This window comes from Coleofasciculus sp. FACHB-1120 (assembly GCF_014698845.1).
Taxonomy (GTDB): Bacteria; Cyanobacteriota; Cyanobacteriia; order Cyanobacteriales; family FACHB-T130; genus FACHB-T130.
This window is the reverse complement of record NZ_JACJTV010000009.1, coordinates 1-21836: the sequence shown is the minus strand read 5'-3', so window position 1 is coordinate 21836 and position 21836 is coordinate 1. Positions and strand designations below refer to the sequence as shown.

General features: G+C 47.9%; 16 protein-coding genes and 1 pseudogene. 7 read left to right on the top strand and 10 right to left on the bottom strand.

The annotated features are described in order from the left end of the window. Positions 1-29: 29 nt before the first annotated feature. Together H6H02_RS10845 and H6H02_RS10840 are read left to right on the top strand one after the other, a co-directional pair. Complete coding sequence (locus tag H6H02_RS10845; protein WP_190817445.1) at positions 30-1760, top strand: ABC transporter permease; 1731 nt, start codon at positions 30-32, stop codon at positions 1758-1760. A gap of 114 nt (positions 1761-1874) precedes the next feature. Next, the gene (locus H6H02_RS10840; RefSeq protein WP_190817443.1) at positions 1875-3491 is read left to right on the top strand and encodes a hypothetical protein; all 1617 of its coding nucleotides are present in this window, start codon (positions 1875-1877) and stop codon (positions 3489-3491) included. Between the two features lie 64 nt (positions 3492-3555). On the opposite strand, the gene H6H02_RS10835 is transcribed toward H6H02_RS10840, so the two are convergent. The 3 genes from H6H02_RS10835 to H6H02_RS10825 all read right to left on the bottom strand — a co-directional run bounded on the left by H6H02_RS10835 (position 3556) and on the right by H6H02_RS10825 (position 7033). Next, complete coding sequence (locus tag H6H02_RS10835) at positions 3556-4476, bottom strand: CoA-binding protein (RefSeq protein ID WP_190817441.1); 921 nt, start codon at positions 4474-4476, stop codon at positions 3556-3558. 205 nt (positions 4477-4681) lie between these two features. Further along, positions 4682-5980 (bottom strand): ATP-grasp domain-containing protein, encoded by a 1299-nt coding sequence (locus tag H6H02_RS10830; protein WP_190817439.1) that lies wholly within the window; start codon positions 5978-5980, stop codon positions 4682-4684. A gap of 135 nt (positions 5981-6115) precedes the next feature. Continuing rightward, on the bottom strand, positions 6116-7033 hold the full coding sequence (locus H6H02_RS10825) for an SDR family oxidoreductase (RefSeq protein WP_190817432.1): 918 nt from the start codon (positions 7031-7033) through the stop codon (positions 6116-6118). A 231-nt stretch (positions 7034-7264) separates the two neighbouring features. Here H6H02_RS10825 and H6H02_RS10820 point away from each other — a divergent pair, with 231 nt between their 5' ends. Further along, positions 7265-9169, top strand: coding sequence for a hypothetical protein (locus H6H02_RS10820; protein WP_190817428.1), 1905 nt, complete (start codon positions 7265-7267; stop codon positions 9167-9169). Positions 9170-9387: 218 nt separating this feature from the next. On the opposite strand, the gene fetB is transcribed toward H6H02_RS10820, so the two are convergent. After that, positions 9388-10167, bottom strand: coding sequence for an iron export ABC transporter permease subunit FetB (fetB, locus tag H6H02_RS10815; protein ID WP_190817425.1), 780 nt, complete (start codon positions 10165-10167; stop codon positions 9388-9390). Positions 10168-10471: 304 nt separating this feature from the next. Here fetB and H6H02_RS10810 point away from each other — a divergent pair, with 304 nt between their 5' ends. Next, positions 10472-11596, top strand: a complete 1125-nt coding sequence (locus H6H02_RS10810; RefSeq protein WP_190817423.1) for an aminotransferase class I/II-fold pyridoxal phosphate-dependent enzyme — start codon at positions 10472-10474, stop codon at positions 11594-11596. A gap of 170 nt (positions 11597-11766) precedes the next feature. Here H6H02_RS10810 and H6H02_RS10805 read toward each other — a convergent pair whose 3' ends face one another. Next, entirely contained in the window at positions 11767-12522 is a 756-nt protein-coding gene (locus H6H02_RS10805; protein WP_190817421.1) for a DUF561 domain-containing protein, read from the bottom strand. A 235-nt stretch (positions 12523-12757) separates the two neighbouring features. On the opposite strand from H6H02_RS10805, the gene H6H02_RS10800 reads away from it, so the two are divergent. Together H6H02_RS10800 and H6H02_RS10795 are read left to right on the top strand one after the other, a co-directional pair. Then, positions 12758-13873, top strand: a complete 1116-nt coding sequence (locus tag H6H02_RS10800) for a serine/threonine-protein kinase (protein WP_190817419.1) — start codon at positions 12758-12760, stop codon at positions 13871-13873. A gap of 725 nt (positions 13874-14598) precedes the next feature. Continuing rightward, positions 14599-15483: an SH3 domain-containing protein gene (locus tag H6H02_RS10795; protein WP_190817418.1), complete on the top strand. Its 885-nt coding sequence runs from the start codon at positions 14599-14601 to the stop codon at positions 15481-15483. Positions 15484-15510: 27 nt separating this feature from the next. Here the strand turns inward: H6H02_RS10795 and H6H02_RS10790 are convergent, their stop codons facing one another. Next, the gene (locus H6H02_RS10790) at positions 15511-16659 is read right to left on the bottom strand and encodes an isomerizing glutamine--fructose-6-phosphate transaminase (RefSeq protein WP_347342602.1); all 1149 of its coding nucleotides are present in this window, start codon (positions 16657-16659) and stop codon (positions 15511-15513) included. A 159-nt stretch (positions 16660-16818) separates the two neighbouring features. After that, a complete protein-coding gene (locus tag H6H02_RS26630) occupies positions 16819-17874 on the bottom strand; it encodes a hypothetical protein (RefSeq protein ID WP_199329109.1) in 1056 nt (351 codons plus the stop codon). A 154-nt stretch (positions 17875-18028) separates the two neighbouring features. Here H6H02_RS26630 and H6H02_RS10780 point away from each other — a divergent pair, with 154 nt between their 5' ends. Next, on the top strand, positions 18029-18961 hold the full coding sequence (locus H6H02_RS10780; protein ID WP_190817417.1) for a phosphodiester glycosidase family protein: 933 nt from the start codon (positions 18029-18031) through the stop codon (positions 18959-18961). Positions 18962-19000: 39 nt separating this feature from the next. Here H6H02_RS10780 and H6H02_RS10775 read toward each other — a convergent pair whose 3' ends face one another. From H6H02_RS10775 to H6H02_RS10765, 3 genes and pseudogenes are all read right to left on the bottom strand, one after another. Continuing rightward, positions 19001-19855 carry an MBL fold metallo-hydrolase gene (locus H6H02_RS10775; protein WP_190817416.1) on the bottom strand — a complete coding sequence of 285 codons (855 nt, stop codon included), beginning with the start codon at positions 19853-19855 and terminating at the stop codon, positions 19001-19003. A gap of 7 nt (positions 19856-19862) precedes the next feature. After that, the gene (aroC, locus tag H6H02_RS10770) at positions 19863-20957 is read right to left on the bottom strand and encodes a chorismate synthase (RefSeq protein WP_190817415.1); all 1095 of its coding nucleotides are present in this window, start codon (positions 20955-20957) and stop codon (positions 19863-19865) included. 316 nt (positions 20958-21273) lie between these two features. Beyond that, positions 21274-21836: pseudogene (locus H6H02_RS10765) on the bottom strand (photosystem II q(b) protein); the annotation flags it as partial.

The window sequence follows — 21836 nt, the reverse complement described above, 5'->3', positions numbered from 1 at the left end:
CTAATTTTGATTCTGGAGATTTTTTACTCATGAAAATTAATTGGAGTGACCGGCTGGGAGATTGGAATCCTCAGCTGTTACGAGAAATTAAAGGGCGTCTTAAACCCCGAAATGTATTAATTGCAGTAGCGATCGCGCTGATGGGTCAAATGCTACTGCTGATGAGTTTCGCGACTCAACTACCGGTTGATACGGGTATGGGCGATATCTACAGTAGATATTGCCTAGACAATCGCCCTGGTTATGGGCAGAAGTGCCTTGTAGATGCCCTTGGCAATTTTGCCATTAACTGGCAGTTGTGGTGGCTAGATGTGTTCGTCTGGCTGAGTGTTATTGGCTTCATGACCGTCTTGGTGGCTGGCACCTATATGCTAATTAGCGACCTATCGCGAGAAGAAAATCGCGGCACGCTGAATTTCATTCGCCTCAGCCCCCAGTCTACAACCAGTATTTTCAGCGGCAAGCTGCTGGGAGTGCCGATTTTACTTTATCTCCTAGCCGGTCTGGCGATTCCTTTGCATTTGTTGGCAGGTCTGTCGGCTGAAATTCCTTTAGTCCTCATTCTGGGCTTTTATGGTGTCGTGGTTGCCAGCGCCGCTTGCATCTATAGCGCCGCCTTACTTTATGGCTTAGTCGCTGGTGGACTCGGTGGTTTTCAGTCTTGGATTGGCAGTGGCATCGTGCTGATGTTTCTGACCCTCATGACTGGCTTGAGCCTTAACAGCAGCACAATCATCCATAATTCCCCCCTAGATTGGCTGCATCTATTTTCTCCTTCTATTGTGCTGGCATACCTCATTAATGCCAGTTCTCAAGGAAGTGCCTATCAAGCATCATCGGGAATGGCGCAACTGGAAGCCTGGAAATGGTTTTACCTACCTCTAGGTACCAGCGTCTGGAATGTCATCGGCTTTAGCGTGCTGAACTATGCGGTGGGAAGCTTATGGTTTTGGCAAGGGATGAAGCGTTGCTTTCACAACCCCAGTACGACTCTCCTGAGCAAACGGCAGAGTTACGTGCTAACGGCTTGCTTTGAAGTGGCTGTTCTGGGATTTGCCCTAACCTTACCCAAATGGCGCGCAGATAATCCAGAATCTATACCAGGCGGACTGTTTGATAATTTTGGTGGTTTGCTGTTGTTAAATTTGCCGCTGTTCTTGTGTCTGATGGCGGCCTTGTCGCCTCACCGCCAAGTTTTGCAGGATTGGGCGCGTTACCGACGGGAGAAAACCTCATCTCGCGTGAAAAACTTGGTGCAGGATTTGGTTTGGGGGGAAAAAAGCCCTTCAGTGGTAGCAGTGGCACTGAATTTACTGATTGCTTCAACTATTGTGGTACCCTGGATACTCCTTTGGCCTGCGAGTGCGTATAAAGGATCGGCGCTGGCGACCATTCTGCTGAGTGTCAATTTAATCTTGATTTACGCAGGCGTCGCTCAGCTAATGCTGTTCATGAAGACACCGAAGCGATCGCTCTGGGCAGCGAGTACAGTGGCTGGATTGATTATATTGCCGCCGATTGTGTTCGGCTTACTATCAATCTCTCCCGCTAAAATCCCTGGTGTATGGCTGTTTTCCGTCTTCGCTTGGGGTGCTGTAAAAGATGCTGCTGCGACTAGCCTAGGTCTGGCAGTGCTGGGTCAGTGGCTAATGTTCAGCTTGTTGAGTATTCAGACAGCGCGACAGTTACGGCAGGCGGGTGAGTCTGCGTCGAAATCGTTGATGTCCAATCGTCCCTCTTTACCTGCTACCGGCTTGTAGAGATAGCGATCGCTCGAATCGAATTCTCGGACACAAACAAACGAATCTAGAAAAACCCGTTTTCGAGGCAGAAAACGGGTTTCTTCTCAAAACTTGCGATCAAGGAAAACAGAGATGAACCTACTTTGGATGGAGCGATTGGGCGATTGGAACCCTCAGTTTCTGCGCGAACTCAAAGGACAACTGAAAACTCGCAAGTTAGCGATCGCTATCGGTGTCTCTTTGATTGGTCAGTTTTTACTGGTCTTATATTTTTACGAACAACTAAATCTTGATGGAACCTACAGCAGCTTCTGCGTCAGAAACAGTAACTACAACTGTCGTTTGGATGCTGCTGGTCAGATTGTCATCGAGTGGCAGCAATGGTGGCAGACCATATTCAGCGTTTTGAATTGGATTTTGCCTCTCATCTTATTACTTGCTGGGGTGCATATGATTATCAGCGACCTTGGCAAAGAAGAACGTCGAGGCACCCTCAATTTCATTCGATTGAGCCCCCAGTCTAGCCAAAGCATTTTGACGGGAAAAACCCTGGGAGTGCCTATTTTAGTTTATCTGGGTGTAGCCCTAGCACTCCCTTTACATTGCTGGTCTGCGATTAGTGCCGGTGTACCTTTTTACCTTCTGGTGAGCTTTTATTTGCTCTCAGGTGCTAGTTACTGTTTCTTCTATAGCGCTGCCTTACTTTATGGATTTTTGAGCGGATTTCAAGCTGCGTCAGCCAGCTTTTTAACTTTTGTATTTGCTTCGCCTTTGCTAAGCTTAATGAATTCGTCTGCGTATCTGTTTTCGCAGGCAAATTTTGATTGGAGCAATTCAGGTCGATACAGTTGGCAATGGTTTTACATACCGATTGGTAGTAATTTATTGTTAGCTGACGCCTTTACCTTTCTAAATTTTGGTTTGTGGACTTACTGGATTTGGCAAGCCTTAAATCGGCGTTTTTCTAATTCTAACGCTACGCTTCTCAGCAAAAAACAAAGTTACTGGATAGTCGCTTGCTTTGAATTACTACTTCTAGGTTTTTGTCTGCAAAACAACTTAAATCCGGCAAAAATTGCTGAATCTTCATCTTTGTGGGGAGATCTGTCCCTTGTAGAAAGCGTAAACCTGCTGTGGTTTTTGGGTTTAATTGCTGCTTTGTCCCCTCACCGTCAAGCCTTGCAGGATTGGGCGCGTTACCGGCGGGACAGCATTTCTAACCGTAAAGGGTTCTGGAAAAGTAACTTAATACAAGATTTGCTGTGGGGTGAAAAAAGCCCCTCACTGGTGGCAGTAGCAGTAAACTTGGGAATTAAAACCGTAATTTGGGGCGCTTGGATTTTGTCTTGGCCTCAAAACACTCACAAAATTTCAGCGATTCTAGGTTTGATTGTGAGCCTCAACTGGATCTTGATATTGGCGGGTATCGTTCAGACGCTGCTATTTCTGAAAACAGAGAAGCGATCGCTTTGGGCAGGCATAACGGTAATCGCCTTGATTGTATTTCCCCCAATCTTTTTTACCTTGCTGTCGATGCCATTTTATCAAAGCTCTGGTATCTGGCTGCTTACCGCCTTTCCCTGGATAGCTGCAAAAGAAGCCTCCGCAATTCCCGTTTTTCTGACAATCTTAGGACAGTGGAGCGTTACGGCATTGCTAAGCTTACAAGTGACGCGGCAGATGCGATTAGCAGGCGAATCTTCCTCCAAAGCAATCTTTGCTAATCGTCCATCAGCACCCGCCCGCTAGAACACTTCAAAGAGGGAGGAATATCGCGACTGCTTCTCTCCCTCTTCCCTTTTTAACTCAATCTTCAGCCCGACTTTTTGAGCGCCTTTTTCACCAAATCTGGAATTTGGGAAGGGCGCTCTGCTATTGGAATTTTCGCTTGCTTGAAGGCGGCAATTTTTCGATTTTCAGGTGTCTGTTCGGCGGCAAGTTCAGCCTGTGGAGAAGCGTGCATCGCTTCCTGACGCCAAAAACCAAGTGCATTCCCTGGCCCTAGGATTTTTTCTTGGGGAAGTAGGCGACCGACAAAGTATACAATTACTGGCTTATCAAGTGCAGCGACGATGTATTCTGCTGCCGCCTGTTCATCATTGGAACCGATATGGCTCACTAAAACAATTACCTTCGTGTTTTTATCCCCTGCCAAAATTTCCAGCCATTCCACGACAGAAGATCCGACAAACGGCTCACTGCCAATACTGACGGCAATCGACTGACCATAACCAGCTCGTGTCATTTCCCAGGCTACTTCGTAGGTGAGATTGCCGCAGCAGCTGAGCAGTCCCACCGAGCCAGGACTATAAAATTCAGTTTCATGAGTACCTAGTAAAACCTTACCAGGAACAATAATCCCAGAACTGCTGGGGCCGACGATGAGAGTTTGAGTTGCCTCTGCCTTTCTGAGCAGCCGAACCATATCCAGGGGAGGAATCCCGCCTGTAATGAGAATAATTTGTCGGATACCGGCTCCGATCGCTTCTAGTGCAGCATCAAGCGCCGAGTAAGGCGGAACAAAGATAATGCTAATGTCAACCGCTCCGACCGACTCTATCGCCTGCTCTACCAAGTCGAACACCGGAATGCCATCCAGTGTTTGACCTCCGTGACCGGCACTGACCGCAGCTACTACCTTAGTGCCGTAAGCGGTCATTCGGGCAGTGTAGGTTGCCGCAAGTGGTTCTGCGATGCCTTGTATCAGGATTTTACTGTCTGGCGTTAATTTCATGATCCTTTACCAAAGTCTATTTTTTCATGCAACGTTCGTGCGCGAACAGCACATGAGGTCTAATAACATGAGGTCTAATACAAATGCAGGGATCTAACATCTCCCACACCTCTATTCCGGTTGAGAGTAGCGAGTCAACGTCCTGAATGTAACTCTATTGCCAAGCAAAACAGGATGAAGGCTCGATCGCTAAAATCACCTTGCCTCACAGTTTGGTGCTGGAAGCCGATCTACTTTTAGCTGCTGCCTTGGCTAGGGAAATCGCTTGTTCAACGGCGTCATCTAGACTATCGCTCCAGTGTACGGGCATCGCGGCTAGAGGCTCTTGGGTTTTGTCAAGTTCACTACCCGCCAAGCGGACAACAAACTGGGGAAGCTGGCTGAGAAATTCCGGTCTGCGATCGCCGATCCGAGTGCGAGGGTCTTTGGGGCTGGGTGTACCAACCCGTCGAGTCATTCGCTGTGGATGCTCTGGCATTTCACTAACTTTTCGTTGCAAATATTCATCGATAACTGCAACGACTTCCTGACTCGCTGCGGTATTGCCCAAAATATTAACCAGTAATACTTTAATGTTTTTATTTTGGGTGAGACGCTCCAGCGCTTGTTCGAGCTGTTCTCTCCAAGATACGGGTGTCAAATTTCCACTTGCCTCCTCACCCACAATTAGGCAAAGTCTCGGCTTGCCGCCAGCGTTGTAAACCAAATCAACCATTGCCATCGCCAAGCTGGTGCCGTTACAGAGAATCCCAATATTACCATCTCGATTTAGCCAGTTCTGAATGGGTAGAAACTTCCCTGGATCGATTTCTGTAGGAGTTTCCTTAGCAATATCAGATTGAGGCATTTTTGCCGCGAGAGAAGCTAAAGCAGGATGGCGTCTGAGGGCAGCATCATTGACTGTAATTTTGCCATCCAAAGCCATCAGTTCGCCTGTAGGACTTACACCCAGAGGATTGATTTCCACTCCATCCAAATCGTTTTGGACAAACAGATGGTACATCTTTTCGACAACGGTGCTAACTGACTGGATCAAGGCACCTTGGAGTCCCATTTTCAGGGTCAGATGGCGGGCATAAAAAGAGGAAAATTCTTGGTCTACAACGACTTGCTGAAGAAGCTCCATCACCGCTTCCAAGTTCATACCTCCTTGTGAGGAACCCAGTAGCACCGGGCGACGAAGCTCGTAGTCTAGGGTGACAGCTAAATAAAATTCACGAGTGGCATCGTATTTTGCTTCTGCCAGCAAAACTTGGGGATATTCACCCAGAATTGGCAAATTAAAAATCGTTCGTGCTGCCGCGATCGCATCGATCGTATTTTCTGCAAACCGAATTCCACCAGCTCTACCCCGTCCACCAGCACGCACCTGTGATTTTAGAACAACCGGGTAGGGAATTTGCAAACCCTTTAGGTCTCTGGAATGGTCAATTCGCTGAGAAGGCAAAACAGGGATGCCCATTTCCCGAAATAATTCTTTAGCTTGATATTCTAGTAAATCCATGAATGGCAATTTAAAGATGAGGGACGGGTAAGGGGTTATGGTAATTGAGAAAAAGGTGATTCGTCATTAGGCAGTCGCAACAAACCAAAGACGAATGAGGAACAATCGTGACGAGTGACAATTCCCCAATCCCGATTACCCCTGTTTCTGACGACTTTGCCAGTCTTTGGCGACTTTATCAATTCCATAGAAACGCTGCCAGAAAGCATCAACCGCCCTGGTAGGCAGCACCTTGTTCATTAAAAACAGCAGAATATCTCCCCCAGTGGCAGCCACGTAGCGGGGACGAGGGTGACGGTCGGTGAGCGATCGCACAACCACTTTAGCAACCCGTTCAGAAGTCCAAGCTCGACTACTGGTTCGTTCCTCTAGTCCTTCTAGCCGCTCAAAAGCAGCCCGGTAAGGGGTATCTTGTGGAGTTGATATCGCTTGCTCAACTCGTTGCGCTGCTACCGCGAAAAACTCCGTACTGACTGGCCCTGGTTCAATCACACTGACCTTGATATTGAATGGAGCCAATTCCATGCGGAGCGCATCGCTAATTCCTTCTAAAGCAAATTTAGAGGAACTATACAATCCCCCAAAGGGAAACGCGAGCCGTCCGCCGAGGGAACTAATATTAATGATTCGTCCACCTCCTTGGTCGCGCATTCCTGGAATTAAAGCTTGAATTAAGGCAAGCGGACCGAGTAAATTGACCTGAAACTGCTGCTGCACTGCCTCAAATGGAATCAACTCTACGGGTCCCATCTGTCCATATCCAGCATTATTGACCAAGGCATCCACGCGCCCAAAATGGTCAATTGTTTTAGTTGCCAAAGCTTTAGCCTGCTCAACTTGAGAGATATCGGTGGGAACAACCAGCACATCAGCACCGGCTTTGCGGCAGAAAGTTGCTACTTCCTCCAATTTTTCCTGGTTTCGAGCTGCTAAGACGAGCCTGATTCCCAGCGACTGAGTGGCTAAAAGTTTCGCCAGAGCAGCGCCAATCCCAGTAGAAGCGCCTGTAATCAGGATGACTTGTTCAGATAGCAGTGGAGTATCGGTCTTCATAAGTTGAGTTCAGTCAGCTAACACCTTAGCCGCGTGCCCGTACAGTTGTTAATGGTAAGCCCTAGTATTGCAAGCAATAGCCAATTCGCTGTAGCTAGGACTAAGTTTCAGATTTTTTAATTATTGCAAGCACTACTGATGCGATTCCTCTACTTGAAAGTAGAAAATTGAACAAGCTTTTTAGCTGTCCTGCTTCAAAATGGAAGAAAGTGAAACGGAGGGTGTTGCTGAATGGAAACAGTAGCCCGCGAAAGCGAATTACAGGTACTGGGGCGAATTTTACAGAATCGCCTTTACTCGGCATTACCGGAAAAGATTCCCTTTCAAGTTCGGTGTGCCTTACCGCAGGAAGCGTTGATTATTTTGACGCAGCACCCAGCGGATTTTCTGCCTGACTCACAACAAACGTTTAGAACGTTAGAGCAAACTCTCAAAAGTCTGCAACCGGAATTTGCCCACCAAGTACAGATATATCTAAGAGTCGTGGGGCAAAAGCAACCCTATGCTTTCCATGCCTTTAGTGTCGATCTGCCGGTTGCGTCAACGTCAACGACTGCGCTGGCTGATGAGCCGGTTGTTGTCGAGGAGACCATCCCAAATTCCACAGAAGTCAAAAATCCGCCCAAAAAATTGAGGCGCGAGAAGACAATTCCGGAAAATCTCCCCAGCGATACACCAGCAGCGACAGATGACAGGGTTGGGGTGGTCGATCCAGCAGAAATCGACCAACCATCAACGATTGATGAATCTTCCTCCCTCCCTGCCGATGAACTCACTTTAGAGTCGGATGAGCCGTCGGAGGAGGTTAAAAGTGAGGCACCACCCACTTCGCTGGTTGGGAAGCTAAAGCGCTTACCACTGCCGGTACTGTTGGCAAGCACAGGGGTGGGTTTATTAACGTTTCTGTTCACGCTCTACGCTTTGACACGTCCCTGCGTTATCGGAACCTGTACGCCGCTACTCACGGCACAAGCGTTGACCCAGGAGGCATCTGCAACCCTTCAGCGACCCAAAACCGGGCAAGAAATCCTAGAAGCAAGGCAGAAACAACAAGAGGCAATCCGCCTTTTGAAGCTGATTCCATTCTGGTCTGGTTCTTATTCTGAAGCTCAGAAGCAATTGACCGACAATTCGCAGCAAGCCGAATTGCTCGATCAGCTGGTAATGGCTTTGAGTAAAGGTTCGGCGGCGGCTAGGCAGAGCCAAAATCCTCCCCATTCAGCGACAGAATGGTTAGAGATTCAGAAGCTATGGCGAGAAGCGATCGCGCTTTTGGAACCTGTGCCGAAAAATAGCACGGTCTACCAACTGGCTCAGCAGAAAATTAAGGACTATCGAACAAATCTAGCCGCCACCAATGGGCGAGTAAATGCCGAGCGTCAGGCGCTAAAAAACCTCGACGCTGCAAAAGAAGGGCTTCAGGTAGCAGAAGCCCGTGAAGGGGTAGCGAATTCGATCGCCACTTGGCGGCTGGCTGAAACGAACTGGGAGATGGCAATCAACCGGCTCAAGGCGATTCCGGTCGGTACGACTGCCCGTCCGGAGGCGCAGCAACTACTGGCGACTAATCTGCCCAAATTGTCAGCAGCACGCGATCGCAAAAACAAAGAACAAATGGCCGCTAACGCCTACAATTTTGCTCAAAACATCGCCCGCAGTGCCAAAAATTATGAACAGCTCAACCAATGGACATTAGCGGTGATGAACTGGCGCAATGCAATTGTTAACCTTCAAAAAATTCCTAGAGGCACCTTTTTCTACAACCAAGGCGATGCTCTGATAAGTTCTTATAAAGCCGAACTTAGGCAAGCAGAAATACAACTAGGGTATGCCAGCCTTTTGCAAAAAGCGAGTACCGACCTTGTTACAACCTGCGCTGGGACGCCGAAAGTCTGCGAATATACTGTCACCAGTCAGTTAATCAGAGTTCAGTTGACACCTGCTTATATGCAGATGGTGACGCAAACCGTAAACGCCGCACAATTGAGGGGAGATTCTAATGCTCAAGCTGGGATAGCGACTCATTTGCGAACGCTAGGAGATGCACTGGAAGCGATTAGCGATAATGCCCGCATTCCTCTTGAACTCTACACTCCAGATGGGTCGTTGGTTAACAAATATCCCAAGGTTAGCTAGGAGTAAAAACTTTTATTAGGGTCGGTTCTGTTTTTTGTCTCAACCCAACGAATGCTAACGTCGGGTTAGTTCTTGCTGTTGACTTATCCAGGTGAATTGGGATTACATTTTGCATCTGTCATCCGAATACGCCACAGATGCAAGGTCGTAATCAGACTGTTGCCAAATTTAAGTCAAACTAACCAGTAATTCTTTTTAAGAGAACCCATTCTTAATTTTTAGGAATTCTTGAGTTGGGCTTCGGTTGTAAAAAACTGGCGGCAAAGCCCTTGGGTGACTAACAAAGTTGTCACTAAGTTGGTAAAAGCGAGCATAAACATAATTAAGATTTGGTAGGAGGCAGCATTCAGCGGGTCAACACCACTCAATAGCTGACCTGTAATAATTCCTGGTAATGTCACAACTCCAACAACCATCATTTGGTTGAGAGTGGGAATCAAACCGGCGCGGATGGAATCTTTGCGGTACTGTGCAACCGCCTGTTGTGGCGTTGCACCTAAGCTCAGATGGGTTTCAATTTCGGTGCGGCTAGCGTTGACGGTGCTGCTCAAGCGTTCACCTGCGATCGCTGCTCCATTCATCGCATTTCCTAGTACAATTCCCGCTAAAGGAATCAGGTATTGGGGTTCATACCAAATTGGCGGCTGAAGGATCAACAACGTGGTGTAACTCAATGTCAGGGCGCTACTAACCAAAATCGACCCCCACACCACGGGCAATACTTGGGGAATTTTCTTGCCGATGCGATTGCGAGCAACAATTGCAGCAATGCTCAGCATCACCATCAACAGTGCCAAAACTGCCCAAGGATTTTTCCAGGCAAAGACGAAGGCTAATACATATCCAACGCCCAACAGCTGGATAATAGTGCGACCAGTCGCGATCGCCAATTGCCCTTCTAATCCAAGTTGTTGAATCCTGGATAAACCAATGGCAACTGCCATCATCCCCAACGCCAAGATAAGGTCTGTAAAGTTCAGTGCGATTAAAGAATCCACAAGTCAAAATGATGTCTCGATTTCTTCCTAATTCTGGCAGGGTTGAGGAAGTTTTGATTGCTGAGGGAAGAGGACTGAAGACTGAGGACTGAGAACTGAGAACTGAGGACTGAGTGAAAACAGGAATGCTCCGCTTGTCCTCTGTGCCCCTGCCTCTTTCTCCTGTTATCGTCGCTCCATGTGCCGACTTTTGCGAAACAATTTGATAAGTTCGGCATTCTGAATCAAAAAGGATGGTGAGGCGTGGATTCCCTTTCTGAACAAAATTTGGTTCTATGTAGATAAAAATTTGTGGTGTCAACGAGTGAATAATATTCCCCCCCTAGACCTGTCGCGGCAGTACAAAATTATCAGTGAAGAAGTAAATGCAGCCGTTCTAGGCATCTTGGCTTCTGGTCGTTATATTGGTGGCCCTTTGGTTGCAGGCTTTGAGCAACAGTTTGCAGCTTACGTGGGCGTTTCAGAGTGTGTGGGGTGTAATTCTGGTACAGATGCCCTGTATCTAGCTCTCAGGGCTTTACAGATTGGGCCAGGGGATGAGGTAATTACGACGCCTTTCACCTTTATTGCCACTGCTGAGGTAATTAGCGTGGTGGGGGCGACGCCGGTTTTTGTCGATATTGATGCTCATACGTTGAATTTCGATATCAACCAGCTGCAAAAGGCGATTACCCCTAAAACTCGCGCCATTATGCCGGTTCACCTGTTTGGGCAGCCGGTGGATATGACGGCAGTGCTGGAGGTAGCACAGGCTCATAATCTAGCGGTGATTGAAGACTGTGCCCAAGCCACAGGCGCTGAGTGGGCAGGATCTAGAGTCGGCAGCATCGGGCATATTGGCTGCTTTAGTTTCTTTCCTACTAAGAATCTGGGTGCCTGTGGGGATGGCGGTGCCCTGACGACGAACGATCCGGCGATCGCGTCTACTGTGCGAATGCTGCGGGAGCATGGAATGCGCGATCGCTACCATCATGAAGCAACTGGCATTAATAGCCGCTTGGATGCTCTACAAGCCGCCATTCTGGAAATCAAACTGCGTTATCTGGATACGTGGAATGACCTGCGTCGCTCGGTTGCACAGCATTACCACCGACTGTTAGAGCCGGTGCCTGGGGTGGTGAAGCCGCAAGAAACGCCAGGAGGTCGCTGTGTCTGGAATCAATACACGATTCGCCTCACCCAATCCAGGAACGGCAGCTATCGGGATGAGGTTCGCAATCAGCTACAGCAGCAAGGCGTTAGTTCGATGGTTTACTATCCCCTGCCTTTACACCTACAGCCGGTTTACAAGAATTTAGGCTACAAATCTGGGGACTTCCCTGTGGTGGAGCAAGTCTGTCACGAGGTTTTGTCCTTGCCCATGTTCCCAGAACTTTCTCTAGAGGAACAGGAGCAAGTGGTTTATAGCTTGAAAGACTGCTTGGGATAAGTTTTGAGTTTTGAGTTTTGAGTTTTGAGGGCGGATCGATTAACCTCCGATTTCTGGCGTAGGGACATGGTACTGCCATGTCCCTACAGAATGTGAATCAGTGCAAGTTGTTTAATCCACGTTCCTTAGCCGAGATTCACTCAAAACTCATCACTCATCACTCTGACCGCTTAGGGATTACGCATGAATACTTCGCGGCTGACAGTGGATAGCGCTTCCACCAAGCTACGAACAGCTGCCACCATCGCGACTTCACTGTTGAGTTGATTGATGGCGGAACCGACACCGACACCCGCAGCACCCGCAGCGATCGCCATCGGTGCGGTAACGCTGGAAATCCCGGAAGCACAAAGGACTGGGACGGAAACAGCGCGGGAAATTTCGTAAGCTGCTGCTAAGGTAGGAGCCGCTTTTTCAATCAGTCCCAGCGTACCGGCGTGAGTTGGGGTTGAGGAAGTGCCACCTTCGGTTTGGATAATATCGGCACCAGCTTTTACTAACGTTTCTGCGAGTTGAACTTGCCGATCTAGCTCCAGAATATGGGGCACAGTGACAGACAAGGTAATATTTGGCAGCAGCGATCGCGTCGCCTGGGTCAGCGCTAATACTTCCTCTGCTTCAAACCGCCGTCCCTGCGCGTAAAAACTATCAAAGTTGCCGATTTCAATCAAATCCGCTCCAGCTTCCACTGCGATCGCAAACAGTTCTGGCTCTACTGCCGACACGCAAATTGGCAGATTTGTCAACTGACGAGCCAACCGCACCAAATTGGGTTCTGCGGCAATATCGACGAAAGTAGCACCGCCTAGGTCGGCTGCCTTAACGGTGGCGGCGACTCGCTCCGGATCGAAGTTATTCAATCCGGTAATAATTTTTAAAGCACGACCTTGGTCAAAGACTCGCTGTAGTGTAGTATTCATGGTCATAAGCCCGATTCGGCTCGCAAATTTTGCATCTTAATTGTACAGACCGAATCATCCGGTCTCTACATTCAGAACGATCTACCTGGGAATATTACTGCGGAAGGTTGTGCATCCCCGCTGATTGCCATACCATCAGGAAATAAAAATTACGCTCTGCTTTTTATCACAACTGGGATCTAGACTAGGAGCATAGCGCAGATCCTGCCCCCCTCCTGCCCTCCTCCTGCCAGTGACGGTCATGAATTTCCCACCCACAAATCTGTCAACTTTTCACTCAGATGTTTTACAGCAAACTGAACTAGGGCAGCTGTGTGGTAGCGAGCGATTGTTTCGCGATCGCTATGAGATCCTGCGAATGTTGGGTAGAGGTGGCTTTGGGATTACCTTTTTAGCCAGAGATGCCAACTTGCCAGGCGATCCTTTGTGCGTGATTAAGCAGCTGTGCCCAAAGTTTACCGATCCGATTGGACTGCAAATAGCCCGGAAACGCTTCGAGCAAGAAGCAAGAATCCTCAGTAAGTTGGGTAGTCATTCTCAAATTCCCATGCTGCTGGATTACTTTGTAAATGAGGGAGAATTTTATTTAGTTCAGGAATATATTCGAGGGTACACCCTCGCACGCCTGGTGCGGCGCGGAGGTTCCTTATCGGAAGAGAATGTTAAATATTTTCTCCGTCAAATTCTGCCATTGTTGCAGTACATCCACGGCAATAATGTGATTCACCGCGATATTAAGCCCCAGAACATCATCCGTTGCCAGGACGATGGAAGGCTGGTATTGATTGACTTTGGTGCTGTCAAAGAGGAGATGGTTCCTTTAAGCGATACGGGAGGTCAGAAGCACACTACCCAGTTTATCGGCACGGTTGGATTTGCACCGCCGGAACAATTTTCACTACGTCCTGTGTATGCCAGCGATATTTATTCGTTAGGCGTGACGTGTCTTTACTTGTTGAGTGGGAAAGCACCGTTAGAATTTGATAGCGATCGCTCTACGGGTGAGATTCAGTGGCAAGATGCGGTATCCGTCAGTAAAGACTTTGCCAAAATTCTCAATAGAATGCTGAAAATCTCTTTACGCGAACGTTACCAATCTGCGGCAGCGATTATGCAGGCCTTTGGCTGGGAATCGCCTCAAGACAATTTAGCCCAGTTTATGACGACTCAGCGTCCTTCAGAGAAAGGTTTAGATAAGAAGAAACCAGAAGCAAATTCACCAAATTATATTCCTCCTACCACCAGAACAGCGATCGCCCTTCGAGATTGGAAAGCTAGGTGGCAAGCAAAGCAACAAGATCATAAAAAAAGACCCCGTCATACCATCGTCAGCAGTTCTGGTAACTCAGGACTTTAGAAATTGATATAGCAATCCTATTTGAGTTGTGAGCCAGCTGTTGAGATACCCGATTTCCTAGAGAAGTCGGGTATCTCATCTTCTCGAATCGTTTAGGATGGCTATATGACCTTAGTCTATTATTAATTCATAAAATCTAAAAGACTGTTTTGGATTTCTCAAACTTACAGTCGGAAACATTTAGATTAATCAAGCGTCTAATTGAGTAAAAAGCTTGAAAGCGAGCTGATATCAATTCCCCTGTTTAAACGTTACACTTAATCTTCTTAGTATCTCCCTTTTTCTACCGTAACAACACTCCCGTCTCAGGGAGTGAGATACCTGATTTGTATCAGAAAAGTAAAATGTTATGACAATTTAATTTAAATAGAATAATTAACTCTACAAAAGGCAATGAAGTTGTGACAGTTATTGAAAATGGCACTCAATTAAAAAGCTTTATCTCCAAAAAAACTTAGAAATCATGTGACGAATGAACAAAGTGGCATCTCAATTGATAAGACTTCCTAGTTAGAAAGCTCAAAATAAGTTTTATAAGTTATTTTCCCGTCAAGAAATGATTGGTAAGGGTGTTGCTATGAGTAAAAAAAAGAGAATAAATACCCAGCCGCCTTAGCAAGTTAATCCGCTAGGCAGTAAAAGCAAACAAGTAGGATTTGCACTGGCTCCGTCAAAAATAAGGCATTAAAAAGGCAGGAACTTAGAATAAATAACAGGAGGGGACAATGAAACCTTATCAAATTTTAATAATATGCGCGATCGCCATAGGAGCGATCGCAGGTTCCACTTTAGCAACGATTAGCTACCGCAACAGCCAAGCACCACAACCCAGGACTGAAGTTCCATCCCCTCCAGCGACAACGGAGACACTAGAACCGACAATACCTCCAAGGGAAAATCCAACAACACCCCCACCTGTGGCAGTATCACCTCTACCGGATACGCCGCCGACTTCAAAACCAACGGGGACTCAACCGATTCCGCCAGACAAAAGTTCGTTTTTTCAGTTTCATGTGCGTCTTTTAGATGCCATTCGCAGGCGGGATGCTAATTTTATTCGCACGCTTGTCACCTCAGAAACTGAATGGAACTATGGGGGGACGCTGAATTTAGACAGCTACAAGATTGATGACAAAAATTCTAAATTTTGGGCATACATGGATAAGGCTATTAGTTTAGGTTGTGCTACCGATAATCAGGCAAAGGTAGCGAACAAAGAACCGGGATCTGATGTTTGGGTGTGTCCAGATGTCGCAAAAGCGCTAGAGTCGATTCGTCCAGATAAACCGAATGTTGGACAACTGGCAATTTTAGGACAAAACGTCAACGTCCGTGCAGAACCTAAGGCAGGTAGCAAAATTGTGGGGGTGGTGTCTTACGATTTTGTAGCGTTTGATGGGAATACCTTTAACAGCCTACCCGAGCAGATGCAGAAAGAGGTGAAGGAAAAGGTTATCGATGGTTGGACGCCAGTGAAACTCGGGAATGGTAAAAAAGGTTGGGTTCTCAACCGCTATGCGTACGATTCAGAAACCGATTACCGCGTCAGTTTTGTGCGGACTCGCGGACAATGGCGGCTACGTTACTTCTTGCCAGGAAATGGGAATTAAGCGATCGCAATTTCTGAAATAAAAAGGTTAATCCACAGTCAAAGTCTTCGTCAAATTTCTGGGGCGATCGACATCTAATCCCCGGTGAACAGCCGTGTAATAGGCTAAGAGTTGCAGCGGAATAACTGTCAGGATGGGAGAAAGTAATTCGTCCACCTCCGGGACAGTCAACATCCGATCAAATAAGCCAGTAATTTCTGAATTGTTTGTGGATGTCACCCCAATGAGCTGAACCCCCCTTGCTTTTGCTTTTTGGGCATTAGCAAGGATTTTTTCATAAACAACTCCGGGCATTGCGATCGCTACTACAGTTACAGAAGAATCTAGCATCGCAATTGGGCCATGCAAAAACTCTCCAGCGTGATAACCTGTTGCGTGCATATAGCTGGTTTCTTTGAGTTTCAGTGCTGCTTCCAGAGTAATGGGAAAATTAATCCCGCGCCCTAAAATAATGCAGTTTTGGGTATGGGTAAAATCTTTGGCTAGCGGCTCGATGACGTGCTTTTGGCTTTGTAAAATTAAATCAATTTGATCGGGGATTCGGTGCAATTGCGTGAGGATTTGATGCAGGCGATCGCTCGATAGAGTTTGACGGCAGTATGCTACATCAAGCGCCCAACAGTAAAACGCTATCAACTGAGCGACAAAGGTTTTGGTGGCAGCGATCGCTACTTCACTTCCTGCCAAAGTATGAATTGTACGATCTACCAGCTTTTCTAAGGAACTTCCCGCCTGATTGGTAATTCCTAAAAATCGAGTTTCACCAGAACAATGCTGTTTTTCTATTTCTAAGGCAGCGAGAGTATCTGCGGTTTCTCCAGATTGGGTAACGCCAACAATGAGAGTATTCGGAGTTGCAGGCGATGGTGCATCCCGAAATTCTGAGGCATAGTGTACGCTTGTTGGCACTTTAGCCACTTGCTCTAATAGATATTTACCTACCAAGCTGGCATGAAGACTACTGCCACAAGCAAGAATTTTAATCTGGTCTATACCATCGTAAAAGTTGGATGATAAACCTAAGTTTAGAGGTTGTTGAGTGAATCCAAGCCGTGGCTGTTGATCGTTGAAACGAATTTCTGAGAAAGCCTCTAAACAAGTTCGGACAACTTCTGATTGCTCATGGATTTCCTTGAGCATGAAGTGGGAAAATATCTTTTCTTCAGGAGAATTCACGCTGCACTAGGAATGTTGATTTTATTGGCTGCTGCCTCTAGGAGGAAGATCCTCCTAGAGGCAGCATTCCCGGACTTCGCTAGGGAAAAAGGATAAAAAACTTACCCTGGAAAAGAAATTGCTCCCTCTTCCAGGTTCGGGTGCCCTACTACGAACAGTTTAGCGATGGGGAAATAACTTCGGCTCCGTCGCCGAATTGGTCGTTGCCTGGTTAGAGGTAGGTGGTGCAGCCGATGAAGTTGAGCGCAACTCTTGATAGAAACCAAGAACTTTTTCTGTATAAGGGCCAGTTTCGTTACTGTTATAGCGGGTCGGATCGCCTGTCATCCACCAGGAAGCAGCCCGTTGTACGGCTACCGCTTCATTGTTGCCACTCGCCTGAAACTCGTCCCGCAGCACGTCACGCATGACACACACCAGAATGCTTCGTGCAGTTACGGGGCTGCCTTCAAATTGCGCCGGTGTGAGTTCCCGATTGATACATTGTTGTGACCAGGGGGCAATGTTGTCTGGTTTAACTTGCCACTCGCTGTAGAGTCCATCATCAGAAGTGCCAGTTTGCGGTGCTGCCCGCCGTAACGCTTCCACCAGTGCCCCTACATGGATATCAGAAATTTTTGCTGAATTAGTAGCCGCCGCCGCTGTGACAGGGGGTTTTGCGGGTGGCTGGTTTGAGGTGGGTGAAGGCGTTGGAGTTGGAGTTGGTTTAGCCGCTGGCTGAGTAGCCGGTTTGGGTTGGGTTGAGGCAGGCGGTACTGCGGATGAATTTGAGCGTGACTGCTGGTAGAAACTAGAAACTCTTTGGATGTAGGCGGCGATGTCTTTACTGTTATAGCGGGTGGGATCGCCTGTCATCCACCAAGCAGCCGCCCGTTGTACCGCTACGGATTCATTGTTACCTGCCGCTTGATACTGTTGGCGAAGAATATTGCCCATGATGCACTCTACAACTTTCCGTGCGGTGGCGGGATTTGCTTCAAATTCCGCTGTGCTTAGGGAACGTCCAGTGCATTGTTTTGACCAGCGGGGAATGTTGTTTAGTTTGATTTGCCAGTCGCTGTAGAGTCCATCGTCCTGTTTTCCGGTTTGGGGTGCTGCCTTCCTGAGCGCTTCTGCGAATGCCGCTACTTTCGCATCTGTTATCTGTGCTTGAGCGGGCAGTGCTGACAGCCCAATGCTGAGGATTGCTCCCCACAGTAACCACTGTAATCGCATGGCTTTCGTCCTACGAACTTAAAACTCTTTTTTATCCTAAGTGGTAATTCAATGATGCGCGATCGCTCTTAGCACTGAGAATGCGATCGCGGCACTTGTTTTAAAAGGAGAGGATATCTTGGGATAATCGGTGGTCGAAAAATCCTCAAACACCATGAGCAAACGACGCAAAATTTCTTGGAAGCGATCGCTAAATGCCATTGCCATTAGTCTGTTGCTGTTGTCCCTGGTACTCTATGGGGTCTTTTATGGTATTTCGTGTCTAAGTCGTCCACCCCGCACCGACGTTCAGCAACCGCTATTTCAAGGTATCGTTTATCGGCGCATTCCCCGCTCAACACCGCGCCCCCTGACGATCCACGTTGTCACTATCGACCTAAAAGCGCCAGGAATTGGGGTGTTAGTGACGCCTGGTAAGCCTACTCAAGGAAAAGAAACCGTAGCCCAAACAACCAGTGATTTTTTGCGGGAATTTAACTTGCAGTTGGCAATCAATGGCAGCTTTTTTTACCCATTCCAAGAGCAATGGCTGTTATATTATCCCCACAGTGACGACCCCGTAAGCGTTTTAGGACAAGCAATTTCCAACGGCATGACTTACTCTGCCTTTGAGCGAGGCTGGCCTGTTTTGTGTTTTTCTCAGGATAATCGTGCCCAAATTAGCAAGGCGAGTTGTCCTGCGGATACGGCTCAAGCTTTGGCAGGTGGCGAAATAATCATCGAACGCGGCAACTTAGTGGCGATGAAAGATAACCGCGATCAAAAAAAGTTATTTCCGCGCACAGTGGTTGCGACTGATGAACGCGGCGAGAAATTGTGGCTAATTCTGGTTGATGGTCGCCAGCGTTTTTACAGTGAGGGCGTCAGTATAATTGAGTTGCAAAATATTATTGCCGAGTTGGGTGTTTATCGGGCGCTGAACTTGGATGGCGGCGGTTCGACAACGCTGGTGGTAGAGAGTCGTCAGGGAAAGCGTCGCGATGCGTTAGACGTATCGCTCAACTCACCGATTCATACTCGCATTCCCATGCGACAGCGCCCAGTGGCGAACCATCTGGGCTTTTATGCGCGACCGAATAAAAATTAAAAATAAAATTGTTTATTTCTAATTTTTAATTTTGCATTTTTAATTGACCTGCACAATCATCCCTTCACGGGCGAGGAAGGAACCCGGCGAGACTTCTTGAACTTCTGTCTCAATTTGATCGAGAAAGTCATCGCTGTGGTTCGGTTCGTGGTGAAAAATTGCCAACCGCTTGACATTTGCTGCCTGCGCCACTTTCACCCCTTCCTGCCAAGTCGAGTGTCCCCAGCCGACTTTGGGAGATTTGGGGTTGTTATACTCCTCGTCGGTGTACATGGCATCGTAAATCAGGACATCGGCTTCACGGGCTAAGTGCAGCACATTTTCATCTGGGCGATCCGGCAAATGTTCCGTATCCGTACAGTAGAACACTGTGTGTCCTTGCCATGTTACCCGATATCCCATCGCGCCGTTGGGATGGTTTAGAGGGCCGGTTTCAATGGTGATATCATCCACCTGAAAGGTATCGCCACAAATTAGCTCGTAAAACTTCAAGTCAGCTTCCATGCCTTGCAGTGGCACTGGAGAATTTGAGTGCATTACGCGATCGCAGAAATGCTGTTTCATGGAGTCTGCATCTGGCGGCACTGCCCCATAAATGTGGAAGCAATTACCCTCCATAAACGCTGGCTTAAAAAATGGCACTCCTTGAATATGATCCCAGTGGTAGTGAGTAAAAAACATATAAGCTTCTACTGACTGCTGCTGGTTTACCAAATCTTTAGATAGCAGGCGCAATCCAGTGCCGCCATCAAAGATCAGGCGTTTCCCGCCGATTTGCATCTCTATACAAGAGGTATTACCACCGTAGCGAACGGTATCTTTTCCAGGGGAGGGGATACTGCCTCGCACACCCCAAAACTGAAGCAAAAACTCGGAAGAAGGGCTGGTTTCCATTTCACTCTCAAGGCTTTAAAGTACCGCACTGACCCTGATGGCGTAGCAAATGGTCGCAAAGCACCAAAGCCACCATTGCCTCTACCATAGGCACCGCTCTGGGCAAAACGCAAGGGTCGTGACGCCCCTTAGCGGCTAGTATAGTCTCTTCACCCTCACGGGTCACGGTGCGCTGTTCTTTGCGAATGGTAGCTGTTGGTTTAAACGCCACCCGAAGAATAATATTTTCTCCGTTGGAGATGCCCCCCTGAATCCCGCCGGAACGGTTTGTTTTGGTGCGAATTTCGCCGGTTTCGTCTATCGAGAATTCGTCATTATGCTCGCTGCCCGATAGCAAAGTACCGGCGAAACCAGAGCCAATTTCAAATCCTTTACTTGCTGGTAGAGACATGACACCTTTTGCCAGGTCTGCTTCTAGCTTATCAAATACTGGCGAACCTAGCCCTTTGGGTAGATGACGGGCAACACATTCTACAACTCCGCCGATAGAGTCGCCTTCTCGCCCTACCTGCTCAATTTTTTCGATCATCCGCTCTGCACATTCTGCATCGGGACAGCGGACAATATTACTTTCTACTTGTTCTAAGGTGACAGTGTTGGGATCGACAACGCCTTCTAAGTCTTTGATGCGTTTGACATAGGCGATGATTTCAACTCCGGCAACTTGATGAAGGATTTTTTTAGCGATCGCGCCAGCAGCTACTCGTCCAATTGTCTCCCTCGCTGAGGATCTGCCGCCACCCTGCCAGTTGCGAATGCCATATTTAGCATCGTAAGTCGCATCAGCATGAGAAGGGCGATATTTCTGCGCCATCTCATCATAATCTTGGGGGCGAGTGTCCTTGTTTCGCACCAAAATTGCGATTGGCGTTCCCAAGGTTTTGCCTTCAAATACGCCGGAAAGAATTTCGCAGGAGTCAGCTTCTTTACGTGGTGTGACGATTTTACTTTGTCCCGGACGCCGCCGATCGAGTTCTACCTGAATTTCTTCGGCAGAAATTTCCAATTGCGGTGGACACCCATCGATAATCACCCCGACACCGCCGCCGTGGGATTCGCCAAACGTAGTGATGCGAAATAGATGCCCGAAGGTATTGCCCATAATGCTTAAGGAGGATGCATAGCGATTTGTATCTTAACAGCGATCGCGATTGAGATGGGGAGCGATCGCGCTTCTCGCTGCAACTGTTTTTATTTAAACGAACCGCCAAGGACGCAAAGGGCGCAGAGATAAGAGGCGAGAGAGCTTATATTTTTTAATTCCTCTATCTACCTCTGAGCAGCCACACGAACTCCAGCACGCTTGCTCACCTTACCAAGCAAAGTTCGCTTTCTTGCATCCTTTCGTTCTCTATTTCCTCAAACAAAAAACGCCCCCCTTGCGGAGAGCGTTTCTATTTAGCTAGAGTTTCTAACGATTAGCCATTGATGCTAGGAGCAACCAGAGCCACTGGGGTGGACTCACCAGCTGCCAAGTCGAGGGGGAAGTTGTGAGCGTTGCGCTCGTGCATCACTTCCATACCCAGGTTGGCGCGGTTGATCACGTCTGCCCAAGTGTTGATGACCCGGCCTTGGCTGTCAATCACTGACTGGTTGAAGTTGAAACCATTCAGGTTGAATGCCATCGTGCTGATTCCTAATGAGGTGAACCAGATACCGATGACCGGCCATGCACCTAACAAGAAGTGCAAGGAACGGCTGTTGTTGAAGGAAGCGTATTGGAAGATTAACCGACCGAAGTAGCCGTGGGCTGCCACGATGTTGTAGGTTTCTTCTTCTTGTCCGAATTTGTAACCGTAGTTCTGAGATTCGGTTTCGGTGGTTTCACGCACTAAGGAGGAAGTCACCAGTGAACCGTGCATGGCGGAGAACAAGGCACCCCCGAAGACACCGGCTACACCGAGTTGGTGGAAGGGGTGCATCAGGATGTTGTGCTCGGCTTGGAACACAATCATGAAGTTAAAGGTTCCAGAAATCCCTA

Excerpts from the sequence above, each read along its gene's own strand:
- H6H02_RS10845 (WP_190817445.1), top strand. The coding sequence starts at position 30 with ATGAAAATTAATTGGAGTGACCGGCTGGGAGATTGGAATCCTCAGCTG.
- H6H02_RS10840 (WP_190817443.1), top strand. The coding sequence starts at position 1,875 with ATGAACCTACTTTGGATGGAGCGATTGGGCGATTGGAACCCTCAGTTT.
- H6H02_RS10835 (WP_190817441.1), bottom strand. The coding sequence starts at position 4,476 with ATGAAATTAACGCCAGACAGTAAAATCCTGATACAAGGCATCGCAGAA.
- H6H02_RS10830 (WP_190817439.1), bottom strand. The coding sequence starts at position 5,980 with ATGGATTTACTAGAATATCAAGCTAAAGAATTATTTCGGGAAATGGGC.
- H6H02_RS10825 (WP_190817432.1), bottom strand. The coding sequence starts at position 7,033 with ATGAAGACCGATACTCCACTGCTATCTGAACAAGTCATCCTGATTACA.
- H6H02_RS10820 (WP_190817428.1), top strand. The coding sequence starts at position 7,265 with ATGGAAACAGTAGCCCGCGAAAGCGAATTACAGGTACTGGGGCGAATT.
- H6H02_RS10805 (WP_190817421.1), bottom strand. The coding sequence starts at position 12,522 with ATGACCATGAATACTACACTACAGCGAGTCTTTGACCAAGGTCGTGCT.
- H6H02_RS10800 (WP_190817419.1), top strand. The coding sequence starts at position 12,758 with ATGAATTTCCCACCCACAAATCTGTCAACTTTTCACTCAGATGTTTTA.
- H6H02_RS10795 (WP_190817418.1), top strand. The coding sequence starts at position 14,599 with ATGAAACCTTATCAAATTTTAATAATATGCGCGATCGCCATAGGAGCG.
- H6H02_RS26630 (WP_199329109.1), bottom strand. The coding sequence starts at position 17,874 with ATGCGATTACAGTGGTTACTGTGGGGAGCAATCCTCAGCATTGGGCTG.
- H6H02_RS10780 (WP_190817417.1), top strand. The coding sequence starts at position 18,029 with ATGAGCAAACGACGCAAAATTTCTTGGAAGCGATCGCTAAATGCCATT.
- H6H02_RS10775 (WP_190817416.1), bottom strand. The coding sequence starts at position 19,855 with ATGGAAACCAGCCCTTCTTCCGAGTTTTTGCTTCAGTTTTGGGGTGTG.
- aroC (WP_190817415.1), bottom strand. The coding sequence starts at position 20,957 with ATGGGCAATACCTTCGGGCATCTATTTCGCATCACTACGTTTGGCGAA.